The organism is Streptomyces sp. NPDC052042 (genome assembly GCF_044548345.1).
Classification (GTDB): Bacteria; Actinomycetota; Actinomycetes; order Streptomycetales; family Streptomycetaceae; genus Streptomyces.
Window position 1 is genome coordinate 1 of sequence record NZ_JBIUBU010000025.1, and the last position, 16,584, is coordinate 16,584.

The window sequence follows — 16,584 nt, forward strand, 5'->3', positions numbered from 1 at the left end:
GGTAGATGCCCGCATCGAGCTCGGCCCGGATCCCGGGCCAGTGCACCAGCAGCCACGGACGAAGCTCCGCCGTGGTCATGCCGTCCACCCCGGGAACACCCCGGTTCACTTCGACGCGGTTGAGCGCCGCGAGCAGATTCTTCTTCGAGAGCATCCGCTCCCACAACGAGGACTCCTGTTCGCGGTGAACGTCTCCCGCGGGGCGCGCCGACCGGCCACTACGCACCGCCGTGGGCTCTGCCGGATGCACCGGCTCCTCCCCCCCGCGGCCCCGCCGAAGCGGATTTCCTGCGGTCCACGTGACCGGCACGAGCAACCACCACATCACCCGTTCCACTCGATGTTCGGCCCTTCCCAGCCCGCCGCACGACGGCAGCCATCCCGACTGGTACTACGACCTCTGCTGACTTCTGCCCGGTCAGCCCGCACCTTCCAGCGCGGACCGTCGGCGCGGCGACATCTTCAGCACAACCGACACCCGAACAGATCTCCCCAGGTAAGAACGATCACTGTCCCTGGATTCCCGCCGCGTTTACGCACTGGCCTTCTTGGCAGTGACGGGCTTCGCCTTACCGTGCAGGCTCACCCGACCAGCACGCCTCATACGCGGTTCGTGTTCCTCGGTACCCAGGTCTCGCCTCGGGCTTCCTCCAGACCCCACCTCACGATGACGCCCTTGCCTCCAGCTCGGGGTTAGCACCACCTCTTCCCCCAGGGGACTTCCACCCCCAAGCAATCGCCCATGCTGGGCGCACACGGTGGCGGGCGGGCCCGTGGTTCGGGCCCGCCCGGCACGTCGGTTCCGTCCTCGCCCGCGGAGGACCGCGGACCGCTCACCGGGGGCGCACCCGAGGTCTCGCACCGGTGACACGTCACGGATCCGTCACCGGCGGCAGGCCGCGGGCCCTTCGCCGGTGACGTGCCGTGTGCCGCTCACCGATGGGCGGGGAACTCCACCACCTGCTGGTACGTGGGGCGGTTCTGCCAGTGGATGGTCTTCTGGGAGATCCCGCCGAGCGGCCGGTGGACGATCGCGTCCGCGCACCACTGGTCGCCGGCCTTGCACGTGTCGTCGCCCGGGTAGACCTGCGCGGCCGGCTGTGCCGCAGCCTCCTTCAGCGAGGTCAGCAGCGCGTCCCGGCAGCCGCCGAGGTCACCGCCGCCGCAGTACGTGCGGGCCAGCGGGCCCTTGACCGGCTGTCCGAGAACCGTGCGCAGGTCCTTGTCCACGAAGCCCCACCAGCCGTACTGGAACGCCGAACCGCTGTGCGCGCCACTGGCCCCATGACTGGCCGCCGGGGACTCGTCGGTGGCGAGGGCTGCGGTCAACGCCTGGTAGAGGTCGTCACCGAGACCGGGCCTGAACTCGGCCTCGACCAGCCGGGGCCACCATGCGTCCATGACGCGGATCGCGTCGGCGTGGGCGTAGACGTGCGAACCGGCGCCGTTCTCCGCGCGCCGCGCACCGGCCGCCCGCCACGACTCCAACTGCTGTACGACACCGTTTAGTCCGGGGTCGGTCACCGGCCGGGACCGGATCACCTTCAGCAGCTCGGGCAGCAGTTGCTCACCGCGCAGGTCGGTGACGGCGGCCTCGGCCATGGCGCGAGTGAGGGAGGCCCGGGTCACCCCGCCCTCCGCGACCAGCTTCGCCACCCGGTCGTCCAGCAGATCGCCCCGGTGCACGGCGCCGAACCCGAAGCCCGCGGCGGAGTACCCCTCGGCCTGCTTGTTGTTCCAGGAGATGTAGTAGTCCTGGCCGCTGGAGTTCGGGTGCTCGGCGAACGAGGTGTACGCGGCGGTGTTGGCGGCCGGGTCGTAGTCCTTCCACTCGTAGGCCCGCTCGGCCTTCACCGGAAGCGCCGGGTCGACGCCCGCCGCGCGCACCGGGTTCATGCCGCTGTTGTAGTACGCGGCGGTGCGGGAGTCCGCGTAGAACCAGTTGAACGCGTAGTCGATGTTGCTCGCCGCGCGCTGGAACGAGGCGGCGTCCTTGACGTAGCCCGGGTCGTTGAACATCTGGAAGCCGGTGATCGAGTCGGCCTCGTGGCGGTAGGTGCTGCGCAGCGAGGTGTACGCGACGGGCTTCCCGTCGACGGTGGCCCGGTGGGTGACGATGCCGTAGTGCGTGCGCCGGACCTGCATCCGGTAGGAGCCCTTGGCGGTGGAGTCGGCGACGGTCGGCTTCCAGGAGTTGGTGCGCTCCAGCGTCTCCATGGCGGTGCAGGTGCCCCGGTAGAGGTAGTGCGTGGAGTCCTTGGAGGGCGCGGAGCCGTCGGGCTCGCACAGTTCGATGGCGTAGGTGTCGGTGATGTCCTGGCCGGCCGAGGTGGCGCTCCAGGCGTAGTCCTGGCCGCGGCCCATCTGGACGTACATGCCGACGCCCGCGAAGGAGACGCCCCGGGCGCTGATGCCCGGTCCCTGGAGCTCCTGGAGCATCATCAGCTGCGGGGCGAAGTAGCCGGTCTGCGGGCCGAAGACGGCGATCGGGTTTCCGCCGGCGGTGTGCGCGCCGGAGACCAGCAGCGCGTTGGACATGCCGCGCTGCTGGGCGCCGGGGCCGGAACCGGGCAGCGCCCCTTCGGGGATGACGCCGTCGTCGTAGATGCCCTGAGCCTTCTTGAGGTTCGCCGGGGCCTTGACGGGGGCCTTGCGGTCGGTGCCCGCCGAACCGGTGCGGTCGTGGACGAGCGGTTCGACGGTGACGGATCCGGCGTCGGGCAGCGCGGTGCCGCGCGCCTTGCCGGGCTTGTCCGCGTACGGGAACGCGGTGCCGTCGTGGACGGTGAGGACCGTCTCGGGGTCGTTGCGCTGGCGGAACGACTCCCAGACCTTGGTCCCCTCGGCCACCCCGTACTTCTGCTGGGCGGCGAGCAGCGACAGCGCCGCCTGTACCTCGCCGCCGCCACCACCGCCGAACTGGCCGCCGACCACGGAGGCGATCGAGATCAGATCGGTCAGCTTGAACGGCTGTATCTCGCCGACGTTGGTGATGGCGTCGATCTTCCCGGTGAGCACGTACTCGCCGGGGAAGTACCGGCCGTTCTTGGCCTTCTCGCGGTACGCGTTGATGCCGTCGACATACGCCTGGGCGTCCGCCATGGCCTGTTCGCCGCGGGGGCCCTCGTGGGTCCGGATGTATGCGACCTGGGCCTCGAGGTCGGCCTCGGTGTACGGGGCCATCGGCCAGAACTGCTGCTCCAGGCCCTGGTTGGCGAGCGCACCGCCGGCGAACGAGGTGAGCTGACCGCGCCCGATGTGCCGGAACAGGTCCATCAGCCAGAGCCGGTCCTGCCCGGCGGCGTACCCGGCGCCGAACTCGGTGCCGTAACGGGTGGTGCCCTTGATGTGCGGGACACCGGTGGCCCTGTCCCGGGTGATGGTGACGTCGGCGCGCGGCGAGATGACGGACTCGACCCGGTCCTTCGGCACGCCGAACGAGGCGTCGTTGAAGAAGTCGGTCAGCTTCTTGTCGGTGAGCGCGGTGTGACCGGCCACCAGGCCGTTGTAGCGGTCGAGCTGGTCGTCGCTGTGGGCGGGGTGCGTACCGAACGCCTTGTTGCCGAGGATCTCGACGAGCGTGGCGTTGCCGTTCTCTCCGGGCGTCAGAATGTCGTCGCACTGCGCCCGGCAGTAGTCGTTGACGGGTTCGGGTTCCGCCGCCGCGGCGCCGGGCTGCGGTGTCGCGGCCAGCAGCGTGGTGCCGAGGGCGAGGACCGCCGCCGCGGCGGCGGCTCTGGACATGACAGTGCGTGGGGGCATGCGCGCTCCTCCTGGTGGCCGTTGGGCCGGAGGTTACCGACGGTATGGACCGTCGGTAAGGTGAACAACGGTCACCTTCCCCGAATCGCCACATGCCGTGCGGGTCGCTCGATGTGACGCTCGCTCATCTCACTTTCCGGACACTCTTGCCGGTCGCGGGATCGCATTCGGGTGCCCGTTCGTCTAACCGTTGACGCCGAAGTACGAGCGACGGAGGTGAGGGCGCAGTGGCCGGATTCCGGAGTCTTGCGAGACAGGTACGCGATCCCGGTAACGACTTGGCACTGCGGCGGTATTCGCTGCGCAAGTGCCTGGAACGGTTCGCCCCTTACGGGCACCGGGCGACCTGGGACCATCTGTGCACCCGGCACGGGATCGAACCGGAGGACCGTTCCCCCGATCCGGCGGGGCTGGTGGGCGCGCTGGACGAGCTGGAGGCGGCCCGGGCCGTCTGGCTCGGCTACGAGACGTCCTTCGCAGCCCGCCGCAGACGCGAGAAGCACGACGGGCTGCGCAGGCCCGCCACGTTCGGCGACTGGCACCGGCGCGCCTGGGGCGGGTACGGAGTCGCCCGCTGCGCTGATCCGGCCGCCCATCCCTCGGCCCCGCTCGCCGAGGTGCTCGGCCGGCTGATCGCGGCCCTGGACACGGGTCCGGGCACGGCCTGCCCGGTGTGCGGATGCGACGACCTGGAATGGCGGCCGGATCCGGTGCGCGAGGAGTGGACCGGCCCGGTCTGCTCGGGGTGCGGCATCCTGGTGCCCCGGCCGGTGCTCACCCCGGGGGCGCTGGCGAGGTCGCGGGGCGCGCGTCGACGGGATCTCGCCTCGGCGGCGTGAACCGCGCCCGCGGGTGATCCTCCGCGGCCCGCCCTTCCACGCCCCTTCTACACCCCGTCCTTCCGTTCCCCATCCTTCCGCTCCCCGTCCTTCCGTTCCCCGTCCTTCCGTTCCCCGTCCTTCCGTTCCCCGTCCTTCCGTTCCCCGTCCTTCCGTTCCCCGTCCTTGCCCGTCCCGCCACCCGTACGGCGCTCCGGCATCAGGCGCGAGCCGCTCATCCACTGGCCGGAGACGTCGTTCGGATTGGAGAGCACACAGGTCTCCAACGACAGGCAGCCACAGCCGATACAGTCGGTGAGATGGTCCCGCAGCCGCCCCAACTGCTCGATGCGCTCGTCCAGTTCGGAGCGCCAGGCGGCCGAGAGCCGCGCCCAGTCGTCACGGTTCGGGGTGCGCTCGTCGGGCAGTTCGGCCAGGGCATCCCTGATGGTGGCGAGCGGGATGCCCACCCGCTGCGCCGCACGCACGAACGCGACCCTGCGCAGCGCGTCCCTGGTGTAGCGGCGCTGGTTGCCGCTGGTGCGACGGCTCCTTATCAGCCCCTTGGCCTCGTAGAAGTGCAGGGCGGAGACGGCGGCTCCGCTGCGCGCGGCGAGCTGACCGACCGTGAGTTCCTGAAAGGTCTGTGGAATCTGGGGCACTCCCCCAACCCTACGTGGCCGCCCTGACGGCGGTCCGTCGTTGACAGGAACGCACCCGCCAACCATGCTGAGCAAGCGCTTGGACAGAACGGAGTGGAGGGTGCCGCCCACCGGCCCGGCTTCCTTCCACGGGCGCGCGGTCCAGGGGCGCGCGACACCGTACGGCCGAGAGCGGGAAGGCAGGACCAGGGACATGGCGGAGCCGAGGATCTTCACGTCCGCGCAGGAGCTGCGTGACGCGGTGGGAGAGCAACTGGGGTACAGCGACTGGCTGGAGGTCGAGCAGAAGAGGATCGACCTCTTCGCCGACGCCACCGGCGACCACCAGTGGATCCACGTGGACCCGGAGCGGGCCGCGAGCGGGCCGTTCGGCACGACGATCGCGCACGGCTACCTCACGCTCTCCCTGCTGCCGGCCCTGGTGCCTCAGGTCATGCGGGTCGAGGGCATGAAGATGGGGATCAACTACGGCACGGACAAGGTCCGCTTCCCGTCCATCGTGCCCGTCGGCTCCCGGCTGCGCGCGACCGCCGTGCTGCGGAACGTCGAGGAGGCCGGGGGCGGCGTGCAGGTCACGGCCCTCGTGACGGTCGAGCGGGAGGACGGCGACAAGCCGGTGTGCGTGGCCGAATCGGTGTCGCGCTACTACTTCTGACGCCCGCGGGCTCCCGGCCGGTCACGGACTTTCCGGCGGTTCCCGGGCGCCGTGCCGTCCACCGGCTCCCGGCCGCTCATGTGCCCCGGCCGTCCACGGCCGCCGAAGCCGGTCCGCCGGCTTCGGCCCGCCGGGACCGCCTCCCCTTCGCGGCCGGAGGCCCCCGAGCCGCCCGCCGCGGGCCTCCGGCCGCACGCGCCGCCCCGGCCGGACGGCACCCCGCCGCCCGCTACCGCGCGGCGCCGACCATGCGCAGCACGAGACCGGCGTAGAGTTCACCGACCTCGTCCGGCGTCCGGCTGCCCCGCGTGTTGAACCAGCGCGCCACGTCGATGCAGAGCGAGAGCACCGCGAGGGTGGTGCCCGGGACATCGGGGACGTCGAACTCCCTCGCCTCCACGCCCTCGTTGATGATCCGCCGCACCACCGCGTCGGTCCTGCGGCGCAGCCCCACGATCTCGGCGCGGCGCTCCTCGCCGAGCGCGTCGAGTTCGTACTGGACCACACGGGCCGTGGTGTGCTGCTCGGCGTGCCAGCGCACGAAGGACCGTACGGCCTCGGCCAGCCGCTCGGCGGCGGTGCCGTCCCCGTCGGCGGCGGCCTCCAGGACGGACAGGGCCCGGTCGTGGCCGATCCTGCTGATGCGGTGGAGCAGCTCTTCCTTCGTCTTGTAGTGGATGTAGAGCGCGGCGGGGCTCATCCCGGCCCGGCCGGCGATGTCGCGGGTGGTGGTGGCGTGGTAGCCGCGCTCGGCGAAGGCGTCCACGGCGGCGACGAGGAGCCGCCTGGCCGCCTCGGGCGTCACCTCGGCCCACGGCGCGCCGTCGCCGTGGGTCTCCTCCGCCGTGCTCATGATCACTCGCCCCTCTCGTCAGCAGGACGAACACCATACCGCGAAGCTGAGCAAGCGCTTAGCCTCCCTCCCGCCGGGAACCCGGTCCGCAAGGCCCCGGGGCGCCGGCGCTCCGGACGGCAAGGGTCCCGGGACACCGGGCCCCGCCGGCGCCTCGTGACCACCAAGGCTCCGGACCGCAGGGGCGCCGCAGAGCTGTCGGGCGTTCCGGCATCGCGCCCGGCGCACGCTCAGAACGCGGAGACCCCCGTGAGCGCGCGGCCAATGATGAGCTTCTGGATCTGACTGGTCCCCTCGTAGAGGGTCATGACTCGGGCGTCGCGCAGCAGCTTGCCGACCGGGTACTCGTCGATGTAACCGTAGCCGCCGAAGACCTGGAGGGCGTTGTTGGCGGCCCGGACGGCGGCCTCGGAGGCGAAGAGCTTCGCCTTGGAGGCGGCGGTGGCGAACTCCTCGCCGCGGTCGATGAGATCGGCCACCCGCCAGGTCAGCAGCCGGGCCGCGTCGACGTCCACCGCGATGTCGCTGATCAGCTCCTGGACGAGCTGGTGGCTCGCGATCGGCCTGCCGAACTGCTCGCGCTCGCCCGCATAGCCCACGGCGGCGTCGAGCGCCGCCCGCGCGATCCCGACGCATCCCGCCGCGACCGACATCCGCCCCTTGGCCAGGGCGGACATCGCGATCGAGAAGCCCTTGCCCTCCGGGCCCAGGAGTGCCGGGGCGGGGACGCGCACGTCTTCCAGAACCAGCTCGGCGGTGGCCTGGCCGCGCAGGCCGAGCTTGCCGTGGATGGCGCGGCGCACGAGGCCGGGGGTGTCGGCGGGCACCAGGAAGGCGGATATGCCGCGGTGGCCGGGGGCGTCGCCGGTGCGGGCGAAGAGCAGCACCACATCGGCCCAGGTGCCGTTGGTGATGAACATCTTGCTGCCGTTGATGACGTAGGTGTCGCCGTCCCGCACGGCCCTGGTGGCCAGGTTCGCCGCGTCCGAGCCGGAGCCCGGCTCGGTGAGGCCGAAACAGCCGACCGCCTCACCCGATGCGAGCCCCGGCAGCCAGCGCCGCTTCTGCTCCTCGTCGCCCCAGGCCGCGATCGTCTTGGCGACCAGCCCGAGGGAGACGGAGACGATGCCGCGGACCGAGGAGTCGCCCCGGCCCAGCTCCTCGGTGACCAGGCAGTAGGAGAGGTGGTCCCCGCCCGAGCCGCCGTACTCCTCGGGGACGGTGAGCCCGAGGAAACCGACGGAACCGAGTTTCTTCACGATCGACTTGTCGACGTTCTCGGACCGGTCCCAGTCCACGACGTGCGGAGCGACCTCCCGGGCGACGAAGTCCTCGGCGAGCCGCCGGACGGCTTCCTGCTCCTTGCTGAGCGTCAGGTCCATGCCTCGCCCTCCCTCTTTAATTAGCACTGCTAGTTTCGGGTTGGCAGCCCTACTATGTGCCGCATGGCCCGACCGCGCAAGCCTCTTCTCAGCAGGGACCGCATCGTCGAGGCGGCGAGCGCGCTCGTGGACGCCGAGGGGCTCGACGCCGTCTCCACCCGTCGGCTCGCCGCCGAACTCGGCGTCAGCGGCCCCTCGCTCTACAACCACTTCCGCACCAAGGACGAGATCCTGGACGCCGTCGCGGACGCCGTGTCCGCCCAGGTCGACCTGTCGATGTTCGACGCGTCGGACACCCGCGACTGGTTCACCGCCCTGCACGACTGGGCCCTCTCCTACCGCGCGGCGCTCGCCGAGCACCCGCAGATCGTCCCGCTGCTCGCACGGGGACCGGGGCGCCGCCCGGCGGGTCTGCGGGTCGCCGACGCGGTGTTCGGGGCGATGGTCAGGGCCGGCTGGCCACCCGCCCAGGCGACGCACATCGGCGCCCTGATGCGCTACTTCGTCACCGGCTCGGCCCTCGGCTCGTTCGCGGGCGGCTTCGTCGACGACGTGACGGCGTACGACCCCGCCGAGTATCCACACCTGGGCCAGGCACATCTGCTGGCGGAGCACCGCCGGCAGGTCGACGAGGGCGCGTTCGAGACCGGGTTGCGGGCGCTGCTCGACGGGCTCTCGCTCCAGCACGAGCGACTGGCCCGCGCCGGGACGCTTCGGCCGGCGCCGAAACGTCCCTGACGCATCCTGGAACACATGACACGCACGGCACGCGGGGCATGGACGGCACGCGGGGAACGCCCCGACCCCGCCGCGCCCCGGCCGCGCGCCGCATGGCCGACACTGTCGCCTGTCCTGCCGCGGGGTCGGCGTGGGCTGCGGGGCCCGCGGGGGCTACGGGAAGACGACGAGCGCGCGACCGCCCCTGCCCGCGACCATGTCGGCGAAGGCGGCGGGGATGCCGTCGAGACCGATCCGCCCGGTGACCATCGCGGAGAGGTCGAACCGGCCCGCCCGGATGTGCTCGGCCAGGACCGGCAGATCGCGGGCGGGGTCGCTGTTGCCGTAGACGCAACCGCTCAGCGAACGGCCCCAGTGGAAGATCTCCAGGGCGTTGAAGGACACCAGTTGGTCCTTGCCGCCGATGCCGACGACCGTGGTGCGTCCGCCGCGCCGGGTGGAGTCCCAGGCGGCGCGGATGGTCGCGGGGCGTCCGACGCACTCGATCGCCACGTCGGCGCCCAGTCCTCCGGTGAGGCGCCGGACCGTGCGCGCGGTGGTGTCCGAGGCGATCACGAAGTCGGTGGCGCCCGCCCGCCGGGCCAGTTCCTCCTTCTCCGGGGACACGTCCACGGCGACGATTTTCGCGGCCCCTGCGATCCGGGCCGACTGGAGCACGGCGAGGCCGACGCCTCCGACGCCGAGGACGGCGACGGTCTCCCCGGCGCGGACCCGGGCGCTGTGGTGCACCGCGCCGTACCCGGTCAGGACCGCGCAGCCGAGCAGCGCGGCGTCGGTGAGCGGCACACCGTCCGGGGCGGGCAGCACGCAGTTCACGGGGACGACGGTCTCCTGGGCGAACGCGGCCACGTTCAGGCCGGGATGGAGTTCGGTGCCGTCGGCGGTACGGGCGTGGATGCCGGACGCGCCGGTCAGGGCCTCGGCGCAGAGCCAGACCTCGCCGATCCCGCAGTGATGGCAACTCCCGCAGGATGGAGCCCAGTTCAGCACCACACCATCACCGGGCGCGAGATGGGCAACGCCTTCGCCGACCGCGACCACGGTGCCCGCCCCCTCGTGCCCGAGCACGGCGGGAACGGGCACCCGCATGGTGCCGTCGGACAGTGAGAGGTCGGAGTGGCAGACGCCCGCGGCGGCCAGTCTGACCCTCACCCGGCCGGGACCGGGCTCCGGGAGTTCGATGTCGGTGACCTCCAAGGGGGCTCCGATTGCGGGGAGGACGGCGGCACGGACCACGAAGGCGCTCCTTGACGGTCGCTGGGAATCGGGGTGGGCGGGGCGGATGAGCACCAGGACGGAAGAAGGACAGGAGAAGGACAAGCGTAGGGACGAGGGGAAGGGGCGGACGAGGGGGCGGCGCCCCCAACGGCCGGACCGGGACGGTCGAAGGGCCGGACCGTCTCCGGCGCGGGGCGCCGTTCGCCCGTGGGACACCGGGCGGGACGGGCCGGGCACGACGCGGGAGGCGTACAGGAGCCTCGGCGCGCCGCGACCGGACGGGCCCGATCCCCTCAGAACTGGAGGGACTTGGTCTGGAGGTACTCGGCGAGCCCGTGCACGCCGAGTTCGCGCCCGACGCCCGACTGCTTGTACCCGCCGAACGGGGCGAGCGGGTTGAACCGCCCGCCGTTGATGTCGACCTGCCCGGTGTCCATCCGGCGGGCGAACGCCACCGCCTCGGCGTCGTCGCCCGCCCAGACCGCGCCCGCGAGCCCGTACACGGTGCCGTTGGCGATGCGCAGGGCGTCGTCCTCGTCCTCGTAGCGGATGACCGAGAGGACGGGTCCGAAAATCTCCTCCTGGGCGATGGTCATCTCCGGGGTGACCTCGGCGAACACGGTGGGACTGACGAAATAGCCGCGCTCACGCGGGGCTTCGGGGCCGCCGACGACGAGGCGCGCACCCTCGGCGACGCCCTTCTCGATGTAACCGCGCACCCGCGCGCGCTGCTCGGCGTTGACGAGAGGGCCGATGCGGTCGGCGTATGTGGCCGCGGCCTCCGCGGCGAGCGCGACCGCCTCCTCGTAACGGGAGGTGTGCACGAGCATGCGGGTCCAGGCGCTGCACGTCTGGCCGGAGTTGCCCATGACGTTCGCGACGCCTGCGGCGACGGCCTTGGCGAGGTCGGCGCTCGGCAGGATGACGTTGGCGGACTTTCCGCCGAGTTCGAGGGCGACGCGCTTGATCGCGGCACCGGCCGTGGCGCCGATCCGCCTGCCGACGGCGGTCGAGCCGGTGAAGGAGACCAGGTCGACGCCGGGGTGCTCGACCAGTGCCTGTCCCGCGACCGGGCCGAGGCCGGTGACCAGGTTGAACACCCCTGCGGGCAGGCCCGCTTCATGGACGGCCTCCGCGAAGAGCCGGGCGGTCAGCGGGGTGTCCTCGGCGGGTTTGAGGACGATCGTGCAGCCCGCCGCGAGCGCGGGCGCGACCTTGGCGACGATCTGGTGCAGCGGGTAGTTCCACGGCGTGATGGCCCCGACGACACCGACCGGTTCGGCGTGGACGACGGAGTTGCCGACCTTCTCCTCGAAGGGGTGCGAGGCGGCGAGTTCGGCGTACGAGCCCGCCACCAGGATCGGCAGGCCCGCGTGGACCACCTGCGAGAACCGTGGCGGCGCGCCGAGTTCGGCGGTGACGGTCGCCGCGATCTCGTCCTTCCGGGCCGCGAGCGCATCGCGCAGGGCGGCGATCCTCGCGGCGCGCTCGGCGGGCGGGGTGGCCGCCCAGGCGGGAAGCGCCTCGCGCGCGACGGCCACGGCGGCGTCCACGTCCTCGGCGGTGCCCGCGGGGACATGGGCGATGACCTGTTCCTCCACCGGGTCGACGACCGCGATGGTCTCCGTGCCGGCGGCGGGCCGCCACGCGCCGCCGATGTACATGCCGTCGTGGGCCTTCATCACGATCCTCCCGGGGTGCCGCGGTCGCGGCTCGGCCGTGCGTTCCGCACCCCAATCTAGTGCCGCATCAAGCAACGTTCGCCCCGTCGCGACGCCCGGCACGCCCTCTCGCCGCACCGGCCGAAAACCCGAGTACGTCCAGTACGAGGGCTTCCGGCCGGCACACCGAGAGCACACACCGGACGCGCTCCTTGACAGGCAAACGTTGCCTGCCGCGGCACTAGCCGTGACCGGCCATGTCTGCCCGGAAGGAGCGTTGTCCGGTGCGCGCGACCGCATGGCGGCCGGAAGCCCTCGAACGGGGTCTCCCCTGCTCGAACGAAGTCGAGAGCCCGGAAAGGGCTACGTGGGCCTTTGGCCGACGCCGCGAGCGTGCGTGCCGGACGACGCGACGGGGCGAACGTTGCCGGGAGCGGCACCGGTGCCGTGGCCCGGAAGGTCCGCCGGGTGGCTCGCGCCGCCCGGTGCGGTGCACCGCAGGGTGGAGCACCGCCCCGCTTCCGGGCGCGGCTCCCCCCGACCCGTCCGGCCGGACCGCCCCGGCCGACGGTCCGCGAGGGGCGGCCCCGGTCAGCCGAGACCGACGGGCTCCGTGCCGGGGGTCCCGATCCCGGGGCTGCCGGACCCCGGGTTCTCGGCCCCGGGATCCTGGAACTGGGTGCGGTACAGCTCCTCGTACCGCCCTCCGGCCGCGAGGAGTTCGTCGTGGGTGCCCCGCTCCGTGATCCGCCCGTCCTCCACCACCAGGATGAGATCGGCGGACCGCACGGTGGACAGGCGGTGGGCGATCACGACGGCGGTGCGTCCGGCGAGAGCCTCGGCGAGGGCCTCCTGGACGGCGGCCTCGGACGTGTTGTCCAGGTGGGCGGTGGCCTCGTCGAGGATGACGACGCGCTGGCGGGCCAGGAGTAGCCGGGCGATGGTCAGCCGCTGGCGTTCGCCGCCGGAGAGCCGGTAGCCGCGTTCGCCGACGACGGTGTCCAGTCCGTCGGGCAGCGAGGCGACCAGTCCGTCCAGGCGCGCGCGGCGCAGCGCGCCCCAGAGGTCCTCCTCGGTGGCCCCGGGCCGGGCGAGCAGCAGGTTGGAGCGGACCGACTCGTGGAAGAGGTGGCCGTCCTGGGTGACCATGCCGAGGGTGTCGCGCAGGCTCTCGGCGGAGAGGTCGCGTACGTCGACGCCGCCGACGCGCACCGCGCCCGCGTCCACGTCGTAGAGCCGGGGCAGCAGTTGCGCGATGGTCGACTTGCCCGCACCGGACGAACCGACGAGCGCCACCGTCTGTCCCGGTTCGGCGCGGAACGAGATCCCGCGCAGCACCTCTCCGCCTTCCCGGCCGTCGAGGACCGCGACGTCCTCCAGTGAGGCGAGGGAGACCTTGTCGGCGGACGGGTAGCCGAACCGCACCCCGTCGAACTCCACGGACACCGGACCCTCGGGGACCGCCCGCGCGTCCGGCTTCCGGCCGATGAGCGGTTCGAGGTCGAGGATCTCGAAGACCCGCTCGAAGCTGACGAGGGCGCTCATCACCTCCAGGCGCGCCCCGGCGAGCGCGGTGAGCGGCGCGTAGAGGCGGGTCAGCAGCAGGGCCAGCGCGACGACCGCGCCCGCGTCCAGTTGCCCGCGCAGCGCGTAGTGGCCGCCGAGGCCGTAGACCAGGGCGAGCGCCAGCGCCGACACGAGGGTGAGCGCGGTGATGAAGGCGGACTGGGCCATGGCGGTGCGGACTCCGATGTCGCGGACCCGGCCCGCCCTGGCGGCGAATTCGGCGGACTCGTCGGCGGGCCGCCCGAACAGCTTGACCAGGGTGGCGCCGGGCGCGGAGAAACGCTCGGTCATCCGCGTCCCCATCGCGGCGTTGTGGGCCGCGGCCTCCCGCTGGAGCCTGGCCATCCGGGCGCCCATGCGCCGTGCGGGCAGCACGAACACCGGCAGCAGCAACAACGCCAGGACGGTGATCCGCCAGGAGAGGGAGAGCATGACGCCGAGGGTGAGCAGCAGCGTCACGGTGTTGCCGACGACGCCGGACAGCGTGTTGCTGAAGGCGCGCTGGGCCCCGATGACGTCGTTGTTGAGCCGGCTGACGAGAGCGCCGGTGCGGGTGCGGGTGAAGAACGCGACCGGCATGCGCTGCACATGGTCGAAGACGGCGGTGCGCAGATCGAGGATCAGTCCTTCGCCGAGGTTCGCCGAGAGCCGGCGTCCGACCAGCGCGAGCGCCGCCTCCACGAGCGCGATCGCGGCGATGAGCAGGGACAGGCGTGTGACGGTGCCGGTGTCCTCGCCGGTCACGATGGCGTCGACGACACGTCCGGCGAGGACCGGGGTGGCGACCGCGAGCAGCGCCGTCGCCACGCTCACGACCAGAAAGAGGGCGACCCTGCGGCGGTGCGGGCGGGCGAACGCGGCGACGCGCCGCAGAATGGCGCGGTCGAAGGGGCGCCGGTCCGCTTGCGCGTTCATGACGTTGTGGAGCTGTGCCCACGCGGTGGTTTCCATGCTCATGGCGGAAACGTACGACCTCCAGCGGACTTGAGGTCAACGCCCGGCCGTACGGCGCCCGTCGCCGCTCCGAGGCGCATCCACGGTGTTTCGGTCCGGTCCGCGCGGCGCCTGCCGGACCGCGCCCCGGCAGGGCCCAGCGGCCTCGGTGCCTCGGGGCCCCGAGGCACCCCGGTCCGGGCCCGGCAGGCCCCCTCATGAGGCGCCCCGGAGCGGGCCCGTCCAGTGGCTCGGACCGGGCCCGCGCGGCGGCCCGGACCGCGCCCTCACGGTCAGTCCAGGAGCCGCGCGAGATACGCCCGGAGCAGGACCCTGGTCTCGGCGATGACGGCCTCGTCCCCCGACGGGTCGGTGCGGAACGCGAGGCGGAGAAGGGCGTCCGCGGCCTCGACGCAGATCAGGACCGTCCGGTGCGGATCCGCGCCGGGAAGCGGGCCGAGGTAGCGGGAGAGAAGCACGGCGAGACGGGCGGCCACCCGGTGGTTGGCGTCGTCGGCCGGGCCGGCCTCGGGGGCGGGGGCGCCGCCGAAGTCGACGAGGGAGAAACCGGCCACCAGGTACTCGTCCAGGACGGCGTCGATGGCGCTGCGCCAGTCGCTCGCCGGGATGGCGGCGAGCCGGGCGGCGACGCGTTCGGCGTAACCGTCCACCAGGTTGCGCCGGGCGAGCGCGTCGGCCAGCGCGCGCTTGTTGGACAACAAAGTGTGTAAAACACCTATACCAGGTGTGTACCGTCACTCGGCGACGGTCCCCGCGCACGCGGGGATGGTCCGCTGCACACGGCGGAGTCCGGGAAGGTGCTCGCATGGTCCCCGCGCAAGCGGGGATGGTCCCCGCGCACGCGGGGTTTCGCCTCTTCCCGCAGCGCGCGGGGAGGGGCTTTTTCGCGCGTCCGGGGTCAGCCCTTACGAGCTGCCCCCTCCGGCCACACCACATCCACGGGCAGCCCCGCGGCCAGGGCCGCCTCGACCGTGTCGGCTGTCCCCCCACCCTTCCCCGACGGAGGGCATCCGTCCCACACAGCAACAAGGCGATCGGCCCGCCGCAGCAGCTCGGCATTGGCAGCCTCGTACGCCCCCCGGTGGGCAGTCTCATGAGAGAGGACCAAGACGTCCTCGGCGGCCCCGACCAGACGGTCAAAGACCGGCGCGTGATCAGGCTTGACCTTGTTCTGTCGGTAGTCCTGGGAGGGGATGACGACAGTCAGACGCCCACCAGCCGCAAGGACGGCCTCGGCGAACAAAGAGTCAGCGCCCTTGGCGATGCAGGAGACGCCGACAAGATCGGAACTGTACTTCGTAAGCAGGCCGGCCAGGGCTGCGCGGACTACAGGAACGGCGTCCTCCGTCAGATCCATGTGCCCGGTCACCGCAAGGGTTGTCACGTCGCTCTCCTTCAAGTCGACAGCAGGTCGCGGATACTATCCCGCGCCGCACGCACAGAGCGTGAGGCGCTGTGGCCCACCGTGTACGGGTAGAGACGCTTGAGCTGCGACCGGACACGCGCCGATTGGGTACCCCTGGCCGCCTCGACCGCGCGGACCGCTTCGGCCGCGCCGCCCACCACGTCGTTCGCCAGGAAGTGGCACTCGGCGAGGCCGATGCGGTCCAAAGCATGGGATCGACCGGCCTCCGCACCACGCGGAGACAGAGCTGTCCGAATCTCGGCGGCAGCCTGGTCCGCGTACGTACGTGGATCGCTGAGAGCAAGGTCGAGCAGACGCCCGCCGGTCACCCCCGCAAGCTCGGCTTCGCCGAAGTAGGCAATCCGTGACGCTCAAGGTGTACGAGGTCGACCGGTACGGGCGGACGGTGCGCATAGTCCGCCCGAAAGCCGAGGTCAAACCGCTCAAAGCCCCGCCGCCGACGGACGCCTACCCGGCCTGCGAGTGCGACCGGTGCAGCACGCGCCGCGAGCCGTCCGGCCGGCCGGTGGTGGCGGGTGCGGCCCGGTGACGCGGCGCACCTGGCAAGAGCCGGTGATCGAACTGCCGCACTGCGACCTTCCCGAGGATCCGGCCCCGGTCGGCGGCTGCGATGTCTGCGCCGCCCTGGCCGACCAGCGGGCGACGGCGCGGCAGATAGACGACTCGTCGAGGGCGACGGACTGCAACATCGAGATGCGGCAGCACCCGCACCGTCGGGGGAAGCGATGACCGTCACCCGACACCGGTTCGTGAAGCACGGCATCGGCACTGCCCCGGGCAGCACGCGGATGATGTCGGCCTCGTGCCTCACCCCCCGACTGCGGGTGGACCCTCGCCGCTACCGCCGACGAGGACGCGGGCGGCGCTGCGTGCATGACCCACGCGGCCA

14 protein-coding genes and 2 pseudogenes are annotated in these 16,584 nt (G+C 72.2%); 6 read left to right on the plus strand and 10 right to left on the minus strand.

Going from position 1 to position 16,584, the window contains the following annotated elements; translation table 11 throughout:
- A pseudogene (locus tag ACIHCL_RS29895) lies at window positions 1–250 on the minus strand (hypothetical protein); the annotation flags it as partial.
- Between the two features lie 683 nt (window positions 251–933).
- Window positions 934–3,762, minus strand: a complete 2,829-nt coding sequence (locus ACIHCL_RS29900) for a penicillin acylase family protein (protein ID WP_399866765.1) — start codon at window positions 3,760–3,762, stop codon at window positions 934–936.
- 227 nt (window positions 3,763–3,989) lie between these two features.
- Here ACIHCL_RS29900 and ACIHCL_RS29905 point away from each other — a divergent pair, with 227 nt between their 5' ends.
- A complete protein-coding gene (locus ACIHCL_RS29905; protein WP_399866767.1) occupies window positions 3,990–4,601 on the plus strand; it encodes a hypothetical protein in 612 nt (203 codons plus the stop codon).
- Window positions 4,602–4,648: 47 nt separating this feature from the next.
- Here the strand turns inward: ACIHCL_RS29905 and soxR are convergent, their stop codons facing one another.
- Window positions 4,649–5,242 (minus strand): redox-sensitive transcriptional activator SoxR, encoded by a 594-nt coding sequence (gene soxR, locus ACIHCL_RS29910; protein WP_399866769.1) that lies wholly within the window; start codon window positions 5,240–5,242, stop codon window positions 4,649–4,651.
- Window positions 5,243–5,435: 193 nt separating this feature from the next.
- Between soxR and ACIHCL_RS29915 the strand changes: the two genes are divergently transcribed.
- Entirely contained in the window at window positions 5,436–5,897 is a 462-nt protein-coding gene (locus ACIHCL_RS29915; protein ID WP_399866771.1) for a MaoC family dehydratase, read from the plus strand.
- A 229-nt stretch (window positions 5,898–6,126) separates the two neighbouring features.
- Here the strand turns inward: ACIHCL_RS29915 and ACIHCL_RS29920 are convergent, their stop codons facing one another.
- Together ACIHCL_RS29920 and ACIHCL_RS29925 are read right to left on the minus strand one after the other, a co-directional pair.
- On the minus strand, window positions 6,127–6,750 hold the full coding sequence (locus ACIHCL_RS29920; protein ID WP_399866773.1) for a TetR/AcrR family transcriptional regulator: 624 nt from the start codon (window positions 6,748–6,750) through the stop codon (window positions 6,127–6,129).
- A 230-nt stretch (window positions 6,751–6,980) separates the two neighbouring features.
- Complete coding sequence (locus tag ACIHCL_RS29925) at window positions 6,981–8,132, minus strand: acyl-CoA dehydrogenase family protein (protein WP_399866775.1); 1,152 nt, start codon at window positions 8,130–8,132, stop codon at window positions 6,981–6,983.
- A gap of 63 nt (window positions 8,133–8,195) precedes the next feature.
- Here ACIHCL_RS29925 and ACIHCL_RS29930 point away from each other — a divergent pair, with 63 nt between their 5' ends.
- A complete protein-coding gene (locus tag ACIHCL_RS29930) occupies window positions 8,196–8,870 on the plus strand; it encodes a TetR/AcrR family transcriptional regulator (RefSeq protein WP_399866778.1) in 675 nt (224 codons plus the stop codon).
- A gap of 153 nt (window positions 8,871–9,023) precedes the next feature.
- Here the strand turns inward: ACIHCL_RS29930 and ACIHCL_RS29935 are convergent, their stop codons facing one another.
- The 5 genes and pseudogenes from ACIHCL_RS29935 to ACIHCL_RS29955 all read right to left on the minus strand — a co-directional run bounded on the left by ACIHCL_RS29935 (window position 9,024) and on the right by ACIHCL_RS29955 (window position 15,653).
- Entirely contained in the window at window positions 9,024–10,106 is a 1,083-nt protein-coding gene (locus ACIHCL_RS29935) for a Zn-dependent alcohol dehydrogenase (RefSeq protein WP_399866780.1), read from the minus strand.
- A 275-nt stretch (window positions 10,107–10,381) separates the two neighbouring features.
- Entirely contained in the window at window positions 10,382–11,770 is a 1,389-nt protein-coding gene (locus ACIHCL_RS29940) for an aldehyde dehydrogenase family protein (protein WP_399866782.1), read from the minus strand.
- A gap of 570 nt (window positions 11,771–12,340) precedes the next feature.
- Window positions 12,341–14,272: an ABC transporter ATP-binding protein gene (locus ACIHCL_RS29945; protein WP_399866785.1), complete on the minus strand. Its 1,932-nt coding sequence runs from the start codon at window positions 14,270–14,272 to the stop codon at window positions 12,341–12,343.
- A 269-nt stretch (window positions 14,273–14,541) separates the two neighbouring features.
- Window positions 14,542–14,988, minus strand: a pseudogene (locus tag ACIHCL_RS29950) (TetR/AcrR family transcriptional regulator); the annotation flags it as partial.
- Window positions 14,989–15,167: 179 nt separating this feature from the next.
- On the minus strand, window positions 15,168–15,653 hold the full coding sequence (locus tag ACIHCL_RS29955; protein ID WP_399866924.1) for a hypothetical protein: 486 nt from the start codon (window positions 15,651–15,653) through the stop codon (window positions 15,168–15,170).
- A 125-nt stretch (window positions 15,654–15,778) separates the two neighbouring features.
- On the opposite strand from ACIHCL_RS29955, the gene ACIHCL_RS29960 reads away from it, so the two are divergent.
- The 3 genes from ACIHCL_RS29960 to ACIHCL_RS29970 are packed head-to-tail and all read left to right on the plus strand — an operon-like array spanning window position 15,779 to window position 16,424.
- Window positions 15,779–16,042: a hypothetical protein gene (locus ACIHCL_RS29960; protein WP_399866787.1), complete on the plus strand. Its 264-nt coding sequence runs from the start codon at window positions 15,779–15,781 to the stop codon at window positions 16,040–16,042.
- Window positions 16,039–16,224: a hypothetical protein gene (locus tag ACIHCL_RS29965; protein ID WP_399866789.1), complete on the plus strand. Its 186-nt coding sequence runs from the start codon at window positions 16,039–16,041 to the stop codon at window positions 16,222–16,224. The genes ACIHCL_RS29960 and ACIHCL_RS29965 overlap by 4 nt, the downstream gene beginning before the upstream one ends.
- Window positions 16,221–16,424, plus strand: coding sequence for a hypothetical protein (locus ACIHCL_RS29970; protein WP_399866792.1), 204 nt, complete (start codon window positions 16,221–16,223; stop codon window positions 16,422–16,424). Before ACIHCL_RS29965 ends, ACIHCL_RS29970 begins: the two co-directional genes overlap by 4 nt.
- The last annotated feature ends 160 nt before the right edge of the window (window positions 16,425–16,584 follow it).